Raw genomic sequence first — 15,702 nt, 5'->3', positions numbered from 1 at the left:
GTCTGGGCGGGAACATTCACGGCTCCCCAACAGCCGTGAATCAGCAGCGTCGTGCGTCCATCCTTGCGCCACTCCGGGTCAGTCGGTTTGCTCTGAGGGGGAAAAATCCTGCTTCTGGCGCAGGTCAATGAGGGTCTGAAACAGTTCTCGCATGAGTGGACTCTGCTGGCGGAGTAGGGTCTGTTCCAGCTCAGCAACGCTGAGCTGCCCCTCAGACTCTTCTAAAAGCTGATCCAGATGACGTTCCATGACCTGACTCAGCATTTCCCGTTCTGTTGCCATGCACCATCATCCCATTTCAGCGGGATGCACCCGGCTTCTTCTTCACCGCCGTGAGAGAAATTCAGGCACCGAACTGGAGAAGGAAGGAAAGTTCAGTGCATGAGAAAGGCCAGCCCAGGTACACACCCGGACTGGCCCCAGTCAACAGGATTTAAGCTTCTGCCTCGGCCTCACCCGGCTGCCCTTCGGGACGCAGCAGCGGGAACAGCAGCACGTCACGGATGCTGTCGGAATCGGTCAGCAGCATGGCCAGCCGGTCCATGCCCATGCCCATGCCTGCGGCGGGCGGCATCCCGTATTCCAACGCCAGCAGAAAGTCCTCGTCCTGCTCGTGGGCCTCGTCGTCCCCGGCGTCACGGCGGGCACTCTGGGCCTCAAAGCGGGCGCGCTGTTCCAGGGCGTCATTCAGCTCGGAATAGATGGGGGCCAGCTCAAATCCGGCCACGAACAGATCGGCGCGTTCGGCCAGATCAGGGCGGCTGCGGTGCGCCTTGACCAGCGGACTGATCGCCAGCGGCACGTCGGTCACGAAGGTGGGCTGGATCAGCGTGTCTTCCACGTACTCGCCGAACAGCTTGTCCAGCAGCTTGTAATCGGGAACCTTGCGGAGTTCGGGGTGTTTGGCATCCGTCCACTCGCGCAGTTTGGCGAGGTCCGTCGGCTCAAAGTCCATAGCCGCCGCTTCCTTCAACGCGGTCACGAAATCCAGCCGCTTGAAGGGCAGCGCGAAGCTGATTTCCTTGCCCTGATAGGTCAACTTGTCGGAACCCGTGACTTCCTGCACCAGCCCGGAGACCATCTCCTCTACCAGCCGCATCATGTCCTGATAGTCGCCGTAAGCGAAATACGCCTCAAGCATGGTGAATTCGGGGTTGTGTGTGCGGTCGATGCCCTCGTTGCGGTAGTTGCGGCCAATCTCGTAGACGCGCTCGAAGCCGCCCACCAGCAGCCGCTTGAGGTACAGCTCCAGGCTAATCCGCAGACTGAAATCGTGCGACAGCGCATTGTGGTGCGTCTTGAAGGGCTTGGCCTCGGTGCCGCCCGCCACGACTTGCAGCGTCGGTCCTTCCACCTCCATGAATTCGCGCGTGTCCAGAAAGTTGCGGATGTAGCGGATGGCGCGCGAGCGGGTGCGGAAGGCCGCGCGGCGCTCCGGGTTGATCATCAGGTCCAGGTAGCGGCGGCGGGCGCGCAGTTCCTCGTCCTGAAGGCCGTGAAACTTGCTGGGCAACGGGTGCAGGCTCTTGACCAGCGGCTGCCAGGAGGTCACGCGCAGGGTCAGTTGTCCGGTACGGGTCACGAAGGGCACGCCGCGCACGCCGATGATGTCGCCCAGATCGATCTTCTTGGTGGGGTCAAAATTCTCGGTTTCCTGCTTCGACAGGTGCAGTTGCAGGCTGCCGTGTTCGTCGGTCAGGTCAGCAAACGCCGCCTTGCCCATGTGCCGCAGCAGCGTGACGCGCCCGGCCAGCGCGTAGGTTTCCTCGGGCCATTCCTGCCCGGCTTCCAGCTTGCCTTCCATATCGGCGGGGGCGGGATGCGCGGCCAGCACGTCGCGGGTGCTGTGGGTGCGCGGGTACGAGTACGGCGACGCCTCGAAGCCCGCCGCCACCTGGGCATCCAGATTGTTCAGGCGGCTGACAGTCTGCTCGTGCAGGTTGTCGGGGCGGGGCGGGCCTTGCGGGGCGGGTGAGGCGGGAACATCAGACATACGGGCGAGTATAAACGGCGCTGTAGATGGAACAGAGTTTGTGGTCCCGCATTCATCTCCAGTCCCAGACGTGGGCCAATACTCCGCCCATGAAATTAAACGATGACCTGCTCATTCTGGAACTGACCGCCGACTTCGGCACTGGCCCCAGCATTCTGAACGCCGCCGTCATTCTGGATTCTCAGGCCGGGCATACCCTGGTAGACACCGGGATGCCCGGCATGGAGGGCGCGATTGAGACGGCGCTGGCTGAGGTCGGGGTAACGCTCAAGGACATCAGACAGATCATCATCACCCACCACGATCTGGACCACATCGGCAGCCTGGAAGCCGTCGTCAAGGCCAGCGGCGCGCAGGTCTGGGCCTCGGCACGCGAGACCCCCTTTATTCAGGGCGAGGAATGGCCCCAGAAAATGCCGCCGCAGGAGACAGTCGCGGAAATGCTGGCCGATCCCGAAACGCCGCCTCAGATGCGCGCCCGCCTGAGCCTGCCGCGCGTGGCTGTCAAGGTTGACCGCGCCTTGCAAGGGGGCGAGGTGCTGCCGCTGGCCGGGGGCGTGCGCGTGGTCATGACGCCGGGCCACACCCCCGGCCACCTGAGCCTGTATCTGGAACGCACGAAAACGCTGATCACCGGGGACGCGCTGGTTTCAGACGGCGGACAGCTTCACCCGCCCAGAGCGCAGGTGACGCCGGACATGGCTGCGGCAGGCCAGTCGGTGGGCAGCATGGCCGCACTGGACGTGCAGACCGTCTTGACCTACCACGGCGGCGTCGTAGGCGAGGATGCAAATGGGCAACTGGATCGGGTGGCGGCGGGGATGGCGGAGAGCTGACGATGAATGACAGAGGGCAGATGGCTTAATCGTGCGCCATCTGCCCTCTGGCCTTGCCCTCAGTACTCGATGCTCTTGACCTTGTATTTCATCTGCTTGCCGTTGTCCAGATTGACCACGAACGCCTCGCCCTTCTTGCGGCCCATCAGTTCCTTGCCCACCGGGCTGTCCTCGCTGACGCGGGGCAGGCTGCCCCCGGTCACGGCGGCCTCTGGGGCGCTGACCACCATCACCTTGGTTTCCTTCTTGCTGGTCTCGTTGTTCAGGACCACGATGGCCCCCAGTTCCACACGCCCAGCGTTCTCGTGGTCCTCAATGACGGTGGCCTGACTCAGCGTGTCTTCCAGCTCGTCGATGCGCGCCTCGATGTTCATCTTCTCGCGCTTGGCGTCTTCCAGGCCAGTGTCCTCGCTGTCGGCGCTGGTTTCCATCTGCTCTTGCAGGATGCGGGTGGCCTCGGCCAGGCGGGCCTGCTCCTGATCCAGGGCGCGTTGCAGCCGTTCATAGCCTTCGCGGGTCAGTCTGACGGTCTTGGTTGCCTGAGTCATTTGGTTGCCTGGGTCTTGCTTGCCTGGGTTTCTGTTGCCTGGGTCTTGGATGCCTGGATCATTGTGAAGCCTCCGTTACGCCGCTGGCCTGGACCGGCGGGGCAGGTGTTCTGTCTAGGGGTGGGTTCTACCTGTGGGAAGTAGCGCGCATTGTGCCATATGCCCTGACCTGTGGCAATCGAGATGAATTTTCTGGAAGATCAGGAACATTATGCAGCGGAAACGGGAGCCGCTGCCGGACGCGTGACACGCAAGGTGCCCCAGACCACCACCACCAGCGTGGCGGCCAGCGCCGCGAGGGCCAGCGGGATCACGTCAGGGCCAGAACGCGCCGCCAGCACGCCCAGCAGGAAGGGGGCCACGATGCCGCCCACGCTGCCGGAGGTCAGCAGAAACGGCACCAGGCGGGCGGGCAGGCTGCGGGTGGTCCACACCAGCGTGGTGCCGAACACTGGCCCCAGCGCCAGCCCGGCCAGGACGTAGGCGGCGGGGGCCAGTGCAGCCTGCGTGGCGGCCAGCCCACACAGCACCGTGAGAACCGCACAGGCCAACACCAGCCGCTCCGGGCGCACCCGCGCACCGAAGATGCCGGTCAGAATGCGGGCCACGGTCATGCCGCCCCAGTACCCGGCCACGATCACGGCAAACGACGCGTAGCCCAGGCTTTGCAGGTGACGGCCCGCCCACGCACCGAAGCCCACCTCCAGGCCCACGTAACATGCCAGCAGCACCAGAAAAAAGGCCACCTGCACCCCAGCCCGGCCCGGCGCATCGGGCAGGGGCTGCTCGCGCATGGCCGGAAAACCCCAGACCCGCGCGCTCAACAGGGTCAGGCCGCACAGCGCGGCCACGATCAGAAAGGGGACGGCAAGGTTGCCCCCCGCCCCGGCCACCAGCAGCGGCGACAGGATGCTGCCCAGCCCGAACACCGCGTTGACCAGATTGACCGCCCGCGTGCCGATGCTGGCGTAGGCCGCGTTCAGACCCCCACTGACGCCGCCCAGGCCAAAGCCGCCCAGCAGCGCCCCGGCAATCGCCAGCGGCCAGGTGGGGGCCAGCGCCACCAGCGTGACGCCCAGCGCCAGCGTCAGCAGGGCAGCCACCACCACCCGGCGCAGGCTGAGGCGGATCAGCAGGATGCCCACCAGCGGCGGGGCCAGCGCGGACCCCACGAAATGCGCGCTGGCGATAATGCCCACGCCTGCCGTCGAGATGCCGAAGCGGTCCTGAAACAGCGTGAAGGCCGGTCCATACATGGCCTGAAGAACGCCCAGCGTGAAAAACGCCGCCGTGCCTGCCGCCAGCAGGGTCATGGTCAGCGGGGGCGGAACAGGGGAACTCTGCGCGGTCATGAAAGGGTCACGGGGCCATCACGGCGCAGAAGGTAGCACGCCGGAGAGGGCAGTGTGTATGGGTTTTCGACGCGCCCGGTGACCTCCTCTTCCCCACCCTCCTGGCGGCATTCCTCCGCAGAGGGCTGGACCTATTCCGCACAGATGGAGAAGGGGAAAACCAGCCTCCCCCATTCAGACCTTGACGTTCACCACTGTCACGCCGTGCCCACCCTGGTTGGGTTCGGCGTCGTGGTAGGACTCCACCTTCTTGTCGTTCTTGAGGTACTCGCGCAGCAGGCGGCGCAGCACGCCCTGACCCTTGCCGTGGACCACCCGCAGCGGCGTTTCCTTGAGGGCAGAGGCTTCCAGAATCGCCGTTCGCAACTCTTCGACGGCTTCCTCCACGCCCAGCCCGCGCAGTTGCAGTTCGGAGGCGAAGTTGCTGGGCGTGGTGCCCGCAAAGCCCGAGCGCAGGCCCCGGCTCTTGGGGGCCTTGGTCTTGACCTCGGGTCGCAGGCGCACGTCACGGCGTTTGACGCCCACCTTCATGACGCCCAGTTGCACCACCAGATCGTCGCCGCGCAGCTCCAGCACCTGCCCGCCCGCGTTGTATGCAGGCACGTCCACCACATTGCCAACCCGGATCGGATCGCCGCGTTCCTCGCGCACGACGGGGGCCGGACGGGATTTCTGGGCAGCCACACGCAGTTCGCGCAGTTCCTGCATCACTCGGGGGCGTGCGCTGTCCTCCTGGGCACGGGCGCGGAGGGTGCGGACGCGCTCGACGGCGTCGGCATACAGGGATTCGGCCTTCTGCGAGGCTTCCGCCAGCATTTCATTGCGGCGCATATCCAGAGATTCACGCTCCTGGCGCACGCGGCCCAGTTCGGCCTCGGCCTCGCGGCGGGCGCTGGCGGTGCTGTCCAGTTGAGAAACAAGCTCGGCACGCTCACGCTCCAGCCCTTCCAGCATGCGCTCCATGATCCCGGCGTCCTCGCCCAGCAACGTGGTAGCCCGCTCCAGCACGTCTTCCGGCAGGCCCATGCGCTGGGCAATCGCCAGCGCGTAACTGCGGCCCGGCTGCCCGACTTGCAGGGCGTAGGTGGGGGCCAGCGTCTCCAGATCAAAGCCCATGCTGGCGTTCTTGAGGCCCGGGGTTTCCAGCGCAAACAGCTTCAGCGGCGACAGGTGAGAGGTCACGATGCCGCGTGCGTCCTGCGCCAGCAACGTTTCAATAATGCTCTGCGACAGGGCCGCGCCCTCGTTGGGATCGGTGCCGCTGCCCAGCTCATCCACGAGGACCAGCGTGTCCGGCGACGCGAAGCGCAGCACGTAGCGCAGGTGCTTGAGGTGGCTGGCGAAGGTACTCAGGCTGGCCTCAATGCTCTGCTCGTCACCGATGTCCACCAGCACGTCACTGACAATGGGCAGCTTGGCGCTGGCGGCGGCCACGTACAGCCCACATTGATGCATCAGGACGGCCAGCCCCAGCGTTTTGAGGGTCGCCGTCTTGCCCCCCATGTTGGGGCCGGTGATGAGAAGGACTTTGGTGTCGCCGAGTTGAATGTTGTTGGGAACGGGGTTGTCGATGAGGGGATGCCGTGCCTCGCGCAGGTCATAGGTACCGTCTGTGACGGCTTCGGGACGGTTGAGTCGCCAGTCACGGGCCAATCGGGCGCGGGAGGCGATCAGGTCCAGTTCGCCGATGGTGGTCAGGGTCATCGGCACGTCGGCGTCGGCGGCGAACAGGCCGGACAGTTCAATCAGGATGCGACGGACCTCGGCTTCCTCATCCAGAATCAGGCGGGTCAGCTCGTTGTTGAGCTGAGTGACGGCTGCCGGTTCCACAAAATACGTCTGCCCCGTCGCGGAGGCGTCCACGATGATGCCCTGCACCTGCCCCACGCGGCTGGCCTGCACCGGAAGCACGTAGCGGTCTCGGCGAATGGTGACGATGTTTTCCTGAAGGATGTCAGCCCATTTTTCCAGTGTGGCGGCCAGTTTCTCGCGGATGCGCCCACGCAGCGGCTCAATGCGCTTGCGGAGATCGCGCAGGCGGTGGCTGGCGTCGTCGCGCACGCCGCCTTCGCGGTCCAGTGCGCCCAGCACGCGCCGGATCAGCTCCGAGTGTTCGCCCAGGCCGAGGGCCACCTCGCGCAGGGGGCCGCGTGAATTGGCGTTGATGGCTCGCTTGACGGTCATCGCGCCGTCCAGGGAGTAGGCCGAGGTCAGCAGTTCCTGGCCGCTCAGCACCCGGCCTTCCTGGGTGCGGGCGTGCAACTCGCGGATGTCCTGAATGCCGCCCAGACTCAGGCTGACGCCGAACAGGGCATCCTCCACCTCGTCCAGCTCGCGGGCAATGCGGCCCGGATCATTGGAGGGCGAGAGACTGCGCGCCCGCTCTGCGCCCAGCGAGGTGCTGCTGCGTTCGGCGAGGGCGTCACGAATACGGGGAAAATCCAGGGCGGTCAGGGCGCGGGCATCAAACGGCATTTCAAGGCTGAGCATAACAACGCCGGGGGCAAGAAATCGTGCGCCTTGTGGCTTAGGCAGGGGTGAAGCGTCGGGGAACCATTGCAGGAACGTTCACGTAAAGGGCAGCAGCCCATCACCGCAAAGGAGATTGCATGTCCCAGCCCGCGAAGACCCCCAGGCAGATCAAGCTCAAGGTTCCACCCTTTGTCGGTTCTCTCCTTGAACGTCTCTTTTCCGCTTCCACCGTCAAGCCGGGCGCAAATGTACAGCCCCCGCACGCGCTGAAGCTGACCCGCCGCACGCTGTTGTACTTCAAATCCGAGGGCTGCGTGGGCTGCGACAAACTGGATATGTTCATCGGGCGGCTGGCCTCGGCCTCCGGGCTGGATTTGCGGGTCATTGACGCCCGGCGCGGCGAATTGCCCGAACACGGTTACGGCGAACAACTGCTGCTGGATACAGGCGGCAGGATCGGGCGGGCCTACCGCGTGCGCGTGTTTCCGACACTTGTCCTGACCAATCCGGCAGGCGAAGTAGAGCGCGTGATGGTGGGCGGCAGCTCGGAGGAAGAGGCGATACGGGTGAGACTGGGACTGACGTGACGCCGAACAATAAGACCCTACTATGGATGCATGAAACTGGCCGAAGCTCTGATTGACCGCGCCGACCTGCAAAAACGTGCCGCACAACTTGAGGAACGCATCGTCAGGAACATGCTGGTGCAGGAGCGGGAAAAACCCAGCGAGGACCCGCAACAACTGTTGAAAGAATTCATGGAAGTCACGGAGGCGTTGGAACTGCTGATCCCCCGCATCCACAGCGCCAACCTGAGCGCCACGCTGCCAGACGGAATGAGCCTGACCGCCGCCCTGACCCGACGCGACATGCTGGACCTGCGCCTGCAAGTGCTGCGCCGCGCCGCCGCCACCGCCTCCGAACGCCAGACCCGCTACAGCAACAGCGAGGTTCGCATCCAGTCCGTCATGCCCGCCCGTGACCTGCAAAAACAGGTGGACGCACTGGCAAAGGCGCGGCGGGAACTGGAAACCCAGATTCAGCAGCTCAACTGGTTGACCGAACTGCCGGCGTAGGTGAAGATGGTTGCGGGTGCGCGCCAGTGCGGGCGGAAACCTACCTCGCAGCGGGGATAAGGCTGCACAACTCGCTCCTCGCGAGTCTGAGACGCCGGGGCGGCGTCAACCCTCTCACTGGGCACGCCCAGCACATTTCACCGCTGACACCGCACATTTCACCCTTCATTTCCACGGCTTCGACGCACGCCGCGCACCCCTACACGCCACTTCCTCGGAGGTGGCGTTGTGGTTCCCACCCCTACTCCAGCCGCCCCACCAGACTGAATTCCCCTTTCCTGATTTCCTCCGTCCCAGGCACACGCCCCAGCAATAGCAACTCTTCAAAGGCTGCGAGGTCTTTATCCATGCCCATGCCGCTGGCGGCCACCGCCTGACCGTCCTTGAAGGCAAATTCAATGAACTTCAGCTCGTCCGGGTTGCCCCAGATGTGGGTGTCGTCCAGATTCTCGGCGTGGCCCACGTAGCGCAGGCTCTTGCCGTACTGCTGCGTCCAGAAGAAGGGGACGCGCCTGTCCATTGGCTCCAGATCGGAGGATTTGAGGATGCTCTGCGCGGCGGTCATGCCTTCCTGCAAGGCCACGCGCCAGTGTTCCACGCGCATCTCGCCCAGCACGGTGGGGGCCAGAGCAATATCGCCCACGGCGTAGACGTTCGGCGCGGCCCGCAATTCTGCGTCCACTGGCACCGCTCCCTTCTCGTTGGCGAGGTCAGCCAGCAAATCGGAATTGGGTTTCACGCCGATGCCCAGCAGCACCAGATCAGCCTTGACCGTTTCACCACTTTTCAGGCGCACGGCCTCCACTTTGCCCGAACCTTCCATGGCCGTGACCTCAGCGTTCAGATGGAACTTGACGCCCTTATCCTCATGCAGCTTGCGAACGGCGCGGCCCACTTTCGGCGTCAGGGCGCGGCTCATAATCTCGGCGTCCTGGCCGATGACCGTGACCGACGCGGCCCCCTCAACCAGACTGGACGCCGCTTCCAGACCGATAAAGCTAGAGCCGATGACGACGATGTGCTTGCCCTGTGCCGCGTCTTTCAACTGTTCAGCGTCGCGGAAGGAGCGGAGTTGATACTGACCATCCAGCTCAGCGCCGGGGATGTCTAGGGTGTTGGGCGTTGCGCCAGTGGCGACGATGACGGCATCAAAGCCGAGCGACTCGCCGTCCAGATGCACTTTGCGGGCGTCCCGGTCCAGTTTCGTGACCTTCACACCCTCGCGCAGGTCAATCCTGTTTTTCTGCGCCCAGTCGGCCCCGCCCAGCGCCAGCTTATCGGCTGGTTTCTTGCCACTCAGGTAAGCCTTGCTCAGCGCGGTGCGGTCATAGGGGGCGCGGTTTTCAGCAGTCAGCATGGTGATTTTGCCCGCATAGCCGCCGTCCCGTAGCGTTTGCGCCGCCATGAACCCGGACGCGCCGCCACCGATGATGACGGTGTGATGGTCCTCGTGGCTGGGTTCTGGGGTCTGAGGCTTGATTTCCTCGTCCAGATCGACACTCAGGCTTTCGCCGTCACGCTTCACCCGGTACCGTTTCAGACCTTCCAGAGCGGGCGGCTCGATCAGAGACCCGTCGCCCGCATGGAACGTCGCGTGGTGCCACGGGCAGACGATGCGGGAGCCGCAGCGCACGCCCTCGCCCAGATCGGCCCCGGCGTGCGGGCAGAGGGCGTCGAAGGCGCGAAAATCCTCGCCGTCACGGGTCACGAGGACTTTCTGATCGCCCACCTCAAAAGTGTGCATGCCACCGTCGGTCACGTCGCTGGCTTTAAAATTCAGGGTCATGGTCTCTCCTTTGCCGCGAGCAGTGCCACAACCGCCTGCGGGTCTTCCAGGGGAATCAGGTGGCCGCTGCCGTGGATGGGAACTGCTGTGGCGTGCTGAAAATGCGCCAGCACTTCCGAGCGGATGGTGTCGGGCGAGATGGCCGGGTCATCCTCCGAGAAAAGGACGGTGATGGGGAGCTTCAGGCCGCCAAGTTCACCCGAAATGTCCTCGCGGCTGCCCAAGTCCGGCCAGGCGGTCCAGGCGTCGTGGCTGGCGCGTAGGCCGTCCTCAACCAGTTGCGCAAAATCCTGTTCGGGGATGGGCTGAACGGTGATGTCGTGGTACTGGGCGTTCAGGGCGTCGCGGTCCCCATGAGCGGCACGCAGTTTGGCGCGGCCTTCCGGGTCCATCGGCTCGGGCGTGGGTGGGGAAGGAGCAATTAAAAACAGCTCGGACACGAGTTCGGGGTGGCGGGCGGCCAGCAGCAGGGCCACCTTGCCGCCCATCGAATGCGCCGCAACGCGGTACGGCCCACCCCCCGACTCGCGCAAATTCCCGGCCAGAGCGTCCGCCATCTCCCCCACCGTCTGCCCGGCCCGGCCCAGATCCGCCGCGTCGCCAAAGCCGATCAGATCAACGGCCAGCGCATCAACCCCTTCCAGAACCCGCCGCCAGATGTGGCGCGAGGTGCCGAAGCCGTGGACCAAAATGAGCGGCGTCATCCTAGGCCCGCTCGGCAAAGTCCTGATCGGGCAGGGAACCCCGGAAGGCGTCCTTCTTCTCGATCTTTTCCAGCTTGACGGGCTGCCCCTCGCGCGCCGACTGGTAGATGGCAGCCATGATTTTCTGGTCCTGCAAGCCTTCCTCGCCGGGGGTGAACGGCTCGCGGTCTTCCTCAATGCAGGCCGAGAAGTGGTCAATTTCCAGCGCGAACTGGTCCACTTCGGGCAGCAGGTGTTCGGTGACGGTTTCCGGGGTCTGTACCTTCAGGCGCAGGCTGGTGTAATCAAAGGCCGGGTCCAGCGTCAGGCGGGCGTCCGCGCCGAACACGTCCAGCGAACGGGTGTGGGACGCGCCGTAAGAGCAGATGCACTGGGCGATCACGCCGCTGGGGAAGGTCATCTGCCACGCCACGGTTTCCTCCACTTCCCCAAAGCGCTCGTCATCCGGGGTGCTGTAGGTCTGCGCGTAGACCTCGGATGGCTCCTCGGCCAGCAGGAAACGGATGGTGTTCAGGCAGTACAGGCCCACGTCCAGCAGTGAACCGCCGCCCGCCAGCTTGTCCTTGAGCCGCCACTGGTCCGGGTCTGTTTCCAGTTGCACGTTGACCGAGTGAATCAGCTTGACCCTGCCCAGATCGCCGTTCTGGATCAGGTCACGCGCCCGCCAGTGGTGCGGGGTGTACTGGCAGCGGTAGGCGGTCATCAGCTTGACGCCGTGTTCGGCGCAGACGCTGACCATCGCCTCGGCGTCTTCCAGGTTTCCGGCCAGCGGTTTCTCGCACAGGACATGCTTGCCGATTCTGGCGGCCCGCTCGGTGTACTCGCGGTGCAGGGTGTTGGGCAGCACGATATAGACGGCGTGAACATCGGCACGGCTCTGGAGTTCCTCGAAGCGGTCATAGTCGTAGGCGTCGGCCTCGGTCAGGCCGTAGGCGAGAGCAGTTGCCACGGCTTTCTCGTGGTCATCGCTGACGACTGCCGCCAGTTTTGAACGCTGGCCCACGGCAAAGGCGGGCAACAACTCGTCAATGGTCAGTGCGCCGATGCCCAAGACCGCGTAACCAACTTGTTCTTTCTTTGGTTTGGGCAGGGGCTGAAGGTCTTTACGCTCGGCGGTGTTCTGATGGGTCATGGAGACTCCTTTGGGTGAAAGTTATTCGAGTAGCGCTGGGAAGGCGTTTGCGGTTCCCCCCTCCCAACCTCCCCCGCAAGGAGGGAGGGGCTAAAGCACATGGGCTTTTCTAGATCACGCCTGCTTCAAACCATCAATCAACGCGTCCGCCGTCCGCAGGCTCAGGGCCATCTGGGTCAGGGCGGGGTTGACGCTCAGGGAACTGGTGAAGGTGGAGTTGTCGCAGATCCACAGGTTTTCTATGTCATGCGTGCGGCCAAAAGGGTTGACGACGCTGGTTTCGGGGTCTGCACCCATACGGGCCGTCCCCAGAGTGTGTGCGGCACGGGGCAGCGCCCACACGTCCCGTGCGCCGATCCGGCCCCACAGGTCACGCATCAGGGCCTCAGCGTGGGCATTCATCTTCTTCTCGTTCTCACCAAAACTGAAGTGGACGCGCGGCTTGGGCAACTCGCGCCCGTCCAGCTCATCCGAGAGTTCCAGGTAGTTGTGTTCGTAGGGCAGGCACTCGCCCAGCACGTTGATCCCGGCGACGTGGTTGTAACCGCCCAGATGCTGGATCAACTCTGGCCCCCACTTCAGCGTGCCGCGTGCGTACTGGGTGGCGTAGGTCACGGGCATCACGCCCAGCGATTGCAGCAGGTAGCCGCCGATCAGGCCGGGAACGCGGTGGGTGTCCTCGCTGATCAGGCCGCCGGGAATGCCCTTGTAGGGGCGCAGATCGTCGTCCACCTGTCCCCAGACCTGCATTCCAACGTGCGCCATGAAATTGCGTCCCACCTGCCCGCTGCTGTTGGCGAGGCCGTTCATCAGCAGCAGGCGCGGCGTTTCCACCGCTCCGGCAGCGAGAATGACTGTTCTAGCGGACAGATGCTCAAGCTCTTGCCCGCGCATGAATTCCGCGCCGGTCACGCGCCCATCTTTCATGGTCAGAGCCGTGACCTGTGCGCCGTCCACGATCTGCGCGCCCAGCGATTCGGCCAGCGCCAGAAAGGTCACGTCCATGCTGGCCTTCGCGCCAATGGAGCAGCCCGCCTGACAGAACCCCCGGTTGGTGCAGGTGTGACGCGTGCCGTAGCCCTCCTGCTCCTGCGGGCGGCTGAGGGCGGCGTTGGCAGCGGGCGAGGTCCGCATGCCGATCTCGGCGCAGGCTTTCTGCATCAGCCGGGCGGCCCCGTTCAGCGGCAGGGGTGGGTGACGGTAGGAGCTTTTGCGCTGCGGCCCCCACGGATAATTCTCAGGGCCGGAGACACCCAGAAAGTATTCCAGCTCGTCGTAATACGGCTCCAGCTCGGAAAATTCCAGCGGCCAGTCCTCGCCCTGCCCGAACTCGGTCCGCAATTTCAAGTCGTCCGGCTGGGCACGCGGCGTGTAAGCGGTGTAGTGGAGGGTGCTGCCCCCCACGCCGCGCCCGCTGTTGTTGCGCCCGAACCCTACCGGATCGTTGCCCGCAGACAGCCGCTCATCCGTCCAGAACAGCCCCAATTGCGCGACTTCATCGGTGGCAATCCCCTCGGGCGGGTGGCGCACGCCTGCTTCCAGCGCGGCCACCTTCAGACCAGCCTGCGCCAGACGCGCCAGCAACGGTGCGCCGCCCGCACCTGTGCCGATCACCAGCACGTCCAGATCGGTGGGCAGAGAATTACTGGGGGCCATACGCAACCTCGCGGGGTTCCAGCTCATTGGGGCCAACATGGGGCCAGTTCGGCGCGTCGGCAAAACCTGCGTAGCCGAAGCGGTACTGCGTCAGCGGGTGGGCCATGAACGCCTCAGTCAATTCCGCCAGCAGGTCTTCAAAGGCGCGTGGGTGGGAGGACTGGACAGCGGGGATGGCGGCGTCCTGAGCATCACCACCCAGAGTCTCAAACCCTTCCGGCAACGCGGCCAGCAGCGCCCGGTATGCCTCGCCGTCTGGAAGAGCATCGGCATAACGCCAGCCGTCGCCGATGCCCACGATCAGGCGGTGGTCCACTGTGCCTGCCAGATCCATCTCGGCTGGGTCATGGGGAACGAGGCGCATGGCCAGGGCACGTAACCGCCCAAACTCTGCCTCGTCAAAAAACTCGTGCCCATACCGGGCATCCAGGCGTTCCAGCAGCGCCCGCCGCGTCGGCTCCGTGACATGCGCCGAATTCAGCATGGCGAGGACGGCCTCTCTCTCGTTCGTCGTCACAAGCGAATCCCTTGACCTTCACTCAAATTGAACATGCCGTCCAGTCTAGGGACAGGCCACCGCCCCTCCTGCGTGAACGCCTACGGCGAGGCTTTAGAGAGTGTCAACAATCTGACCAGAGAAAACCCCCTCTCCGCATGGGAAAGGGGGAAGCGGGAAGAACGTCTACCGTCCGGCTAAAAACTGCCAGATCGCCGGATTCGCCACCCAGCTATACCAGACGTTCGGCAGAATGCCCAGCACGGTGATGCCCGCCACGCCCAGCCCCACGGTGAAAGTGGTGGGAGAGCGCTGGCCGTGCAGGTATTCCCGCGCGGGGGTGCGGTCCGGCATGAACATCAGCATGGCGGGGCGCAGGTAGTAGATCAGCGCGGCCACACTGGTGACGGCAGCCAGCACGCTGATCCAGACGTAGCCGTTCTGGAACGCAGCCTGGAACGCCAGATACTTGCCAAAAAAGCCCGCGAACGGCGGCAGGCCCGCCAGCGACGCCAGACACACCGACAGCGCGATGGCGTAGGCGGGATGGCGGTAATACAGCCCACGCATATCGCTGATCTCAAAGCCGGCCTCGGTGCGCTGGAGGGCAGCCAGGACGGCCAGGGCCGCGCCGGTCATCAGGGTATAGACCAGCAGGTAATAGCCCAGCGCCGCGCCGCCCAGTTCCGGTGTGCCCAGCAGGCACATCGCCAGGAAGCCAGTGTGCGCCACCGCCGAGTAGGCCATCATCCGCTTGAAGTTGGTCTGGAGCAGCGCCGCCGTGTTCCCGATGATCAGCGTGGCCGCCGTCAGCACCTGAAGGACGCTGGCCCAGCCGGGCGCGTCGGTCAGCGCGCCGCCGAACACGCGCAGCATTCCGGCGAAAGCCGCCACCTTGACCACGGTACTCAGGAACAGGAAGGTGGTGGTGGAGGTTCCGCTGTACACGTCCGGCGTCCACTGGTGAAAGGGCACCAGGGCGATCTTGAAGCCGAAGCCTGCCAGCAGCAGCAGACTACCGCCCACCAGAATCCCCACGTTGTCAGGGGTCAGGTTGCTCACGCTGCCCACCTTGGCGGCGATGGCGGCGTAATTGAGGCTGCCGGTTGCGCCGTACACGAACGCGATGCCGTAGATCAGGATGGCGCTGCCCACCGCGCCCAGCAGGAAGTACTTCAGGCCCGATTCCTCGGCGCGGCGCGAACCCTGGAAGGTGGCCAGCACGTAGCCCGCCAGACTCATGATCTCCAGACCAATCAGCATCACGATCAGATCGCCGGAAAACACGATCAGCAGGCAGCCGGTTACGGCGTACATCATCATGGCGTCAAATTCGGGAAAGGACACCCGCTCGCGCCACGCGGTGTCCAGCGACACCAGCAGGGTCATCAGGGTGCCCACCAGAATGGTCAGGCCCAGCAGAATGGCGGCGTTGTCGGCCTGCAACCCCCCGGCGAACGAGGTCAGATTCCGGTTCCACACCAGCATCATGCTCGCGCCCGACAGGACCACGGTGACGATGTTGATAACGGTCAGAACGCGGCGACCCACCCAGAAGCCCAGCAGCGTGCTGATCAGTGCGCCCGTCAGCACCAGCAGGATGGGCAGCAGCGGCAGGAGGGCAACGTCGGGTGCGACGAGTTGAGGCATA

The 15,702-nt window shown here is 64.6% G+C and carries 14 protein-coding genes; 3 read left to right on the top strand and 11 right to left on the bottom strand.

The features are described from left to right. Positions 1-78: 78 nt before the first annotated feature. Positions 79-282 (bottom strand): hypothetical protein, encoded by a 204-nt coding sequence (locus Q319_RS0113765; protein ID WP_156039338.1) that lies wholly within the window; start codon positions 280-282, stop codon positions 79-81. Between the two features lie 151 nt (positions 283-433). Then, positions 434-1,993, bottom strand: coding sequence for a lysine--tRNA ligase (gene lysS / locus Q319_RS0113760; RefSeq protein WP_029483063.1), 1,560 nt, complete (start codon positions 1,991-1,993; stop codon positions 434-436). Positions 1,994-2,082: 89 nt separating this feature from the next. Here lysS and Q319_RS24570 point away from each other — a divergent pair, with 89 nt between their 5' ends. Next, on the top strand, positions 2,083-2,829 hold the full coding sequence (locus Q319_RS24570; protein WP_034415119.1) for an MBL fold metallo-hydrolase: 747 nt from the start codon (positions 2,083-2,085) through the stop codon (positions 2,827-2,829). Positions 2,830-2,888: 59 nt separating this feature from the next. Here the strand turns inward: Q319_RS24570 and Q319_RS0113750 are convergent, their stop codons facing one another. From Q319_RS0113750 to Q319_RS0113740, 3 genes are all read right to left on the bottom strand, one after another. Beyond that, complete coding sequence (locus Q319_RS0113750; protein WP_029483061.1) at positions 2,889-3,377, bottom strand: GreA/GreB family elongation factor; 489 nt, start codon at positions 3,375-3,377, stop codon at positions 2,889-2,891. Positions 3,378-3,586: 209 nt separating this feature from the next. Further along, entirely contained in the window at positions 3,587-4,729 is a 1,143-nt protein-coding gene (locus Q319_RS0113745) for an MFS transporter (protein ID WP_029483060.1), read from the bottom strand. Between the two features lie 174 nt (positions 4,730-4,903). Continuing rightward, entirely contained in the window at positions 4,904-7,204 is a 2,301-nt protein-coding gene (locus Q319_RS0113740) for an endonuclease MutS2 (RefSeq protein ID WP_029483059.1), read from the bottom strand. Between the two features lie 134 nt (positions 7,205-7,338). On the opposite strand from Q319_RS0113740, the gene Q319_RS0113735 reads away from it, so the two are divergent. Further along, positions 7,339-7,788 carry a TlpA family protein disulfide reductase gene (locus Q319_RS0113735; RefSeq protein WP_029483058.1) on the top strand — a complete coding sequence of 150 codons (450 nt, stop codon included), beginning with the start codon at positions 7,339-7,341 and terminating at the stop codon, positions 7,786-7,788. A gap of 30 nt (positions 7,789-7,818) precedes the next feature. Next, positions 7,819-8,277 (top strand): DIP1984 family protein, encoded by a 459-nt coding sequence (locus Q319_RS0113730; RefSeq protein ID WP_029483057.1) that lies wholly within the window; start codon positions 7,819-7,821, stop codon positions 8,275-8,277. Positions 8,278-8,518: 241 nt separating this feature from the next. On the opposite strand, the gene Q319_RS0113725 is transcribed toward Q319_RS0113730, so the two are convergent. The 6 genes from Q319_RS0113725 to Q319_RS0113700 all read right to left on the bottom strand — a co-directional run bounded on the left by Q319_RS0113725 (position 8,519) and on the right by Q319_RS0113700 (position 15,701). After that, on the bottom strand, positions 8,519-10,063 hold the full coding sequence (locus tag Q319_RS0113725) for an FAD-dependent oxidoreductase (RefSeq protein ID WP_034415111.1): 1,545 nt from the start codon (positions 10,061-10,063) through the stop codon (positions 8,519-8,521). Then, on the bottom strand, positions 10,060-10,767 hold the full coding sequence (locus Q319_RS0113720) for an alpha/beta fold hydrolase (RefSeq protein WP_029483055.1): 708 nt from the start codon (positions 10,765-10,767) through the stop codon (positions 10,060-10,062). The genes Q319_RS0113725 and Q319_RS0113720 overlap by 4 nt, the downstream gene beginning before the upstream one ends. Before the next feature lies 1 nt (position 10,768). Further along, positions 10,769-11,899, bottom strand: coding sequence for a Gfo/Idh/MocA family protein (locus Q319_RS0113715; RefSeq protein WP_034415108.1), 1,131 nt, complete (start codon positions 11,897-11,899; stop codon positions 10,769-10,771). Positions 11,900-12,013: 114 nt separating this feature from the next. Continuing rightward, on the bottom strand, positions 12,014-13,582 hold the full coding sequence (locus Q319_RS0113710) for a GMC family oxidoreductase (RefSeq protein WP_245619231.1): 1,569 nt from the start codon (positions 13,580-13,582) through the stop codon (positions 12,014-12,016). After that, complete coding sequence (locus Q319_RS0113705) at positions 13,542-14,072, bottom strand: hypothetical protein (protein ID WP_029483052.1); 531 nt, start codon at positions 14,070-14,072, stop codon at positions 13,542-13,544. The genes Q319_RS0113710 and Q319_RS0113705 overlap by 41 nt, the downstream gene beginning before the upstream one ends. 165 nt (positions 14,073-14,237) lie before the next feature. Next, the gene (locus Q319_RS0113700; RefSeq protein WP_029483051.1) at positions 14,238-15,701 is read right to left on the bottom strand and encodes an NADH-quinone oxidoreductase subunit N; all 1,464 of its coding nucleotides are present in this window, start codon (positions 15,699-15,701) and stop codon (positions 14,238-14,240) included. Position 15,702: the final 1 nt, after the last annotated feature.

The sequence above is a fragment of the Deinococcus marmoris DSM 12784 genome (genome assembly GCF_000701405.1).
GTDB lineage: Bacteria > Deinococcota > Deinococci > Deinococcales > Deinococcaceae > Deinococcus > Deinococcus marmoris.
This window is presented reverse-complemented; position numbering and strand designations above follow the sequence as displayed.

What these genes read in the sequence shown, in the direction of transcription:
- Q319_RS0113765 (WP_156039338.1), bottom strand. Translation starts at nt 282, where the DNA reads ATGGCAACAGAACGGGAAATGCTGAGTCAGGTCATGGAACGTCATCTG.
- lysS (WP_029483063.1), bottom strand. Translation starts at nt 1,993, where the DNA reads ATGTCTGATGTTCCCGCCTCACCCGCCCCGCAAGGCCCGCCCCGCCCC.
- Q319_RS24570 (WP_034415119.1), top strand. Translation starts at nt 2,083, where the DNA reads ATGAAATTAAACGATGACCTGCTCATTCTGGAACTGACCGCCGACTTC.
- Q319_RS0113750 (WP_029483061.1), bottom strand. Translation starts at nt 3,377, where the DNA reads ATGACTCAGGCAACCAAGACCGTCAGACTGACCCGCGAAGGCTATGAA.
- Q319_RS0113745 (WP_029483060.1), bottom strand. Translation starts at nt 4,729, where the DNA reads ATGACCGCGCAGAGTTCCCCTGTTCCGCCCCCGCTGACCATGACCCTG.
- Q319_RS0113740 (WP_029483059.1), bottom strand. Translation starts at nt 7,204, where the DNA reads ATGCCGTTTGATGCCCGCGCCCTGACCGCCCTGGATTTTCCCCGTATT.
- Q319_RS0113735 (WP_029483058.1), top strand. Translation starts at nt 7,339, where the DNA reads ATGTCCCAGCCCGCGAAGACCCCCAGGCAGATCAAGCTCAAGGTTCCA.
- Q319_RS0113730 (WP_029483057.1), top strand. Translation starts at nt 7,819, where the DNA reads ATGAAACTGGCCGAAGCTCTGATTGACCGCGCCGACCTGCAAAAACGT.
- Q319_RS0113725 (WP_034415111.1), bottom strand. Translation starts at nt 10,063, where the DNA reads ATGACCCTGAATTTTAAAGCCAGCGACGTGACCGACGGTGGCATGCAC.
- Q319_RS0113720 (WP_029483055.1), bottom strand. Translation starts at nt 10,767, where the DNA reads ATGACGCCGCTCATTTTGGTCCACGGCTTCGGCACCTCGCGCCACATC.
- Q319_RS0113715 (WP_034415108.1), bottom strand. Translation starts at nt 11,899, where the DNA reads ATGACCCATCAGAACACCGCCGAGCGTAAAGACCTTCAGCCCCTGCCC.
- Q319_RS0113710 (WP_245619231.1), bottom strand. Translation starts at nt 13,582, where the DNA reads ATGAGCTGGAACCCCGCGAGGTTGCGTATGGCCCCCAGTAATTCTCTG.
- Q319_RS0113700 (WP_029483051.1), bottom strand. Translation starts at nt 15,701, where the DNA reads ATGCCTCAACTCGTCGCACCCGACGTTGCCCTCCTGCCGCTGCTGCCC.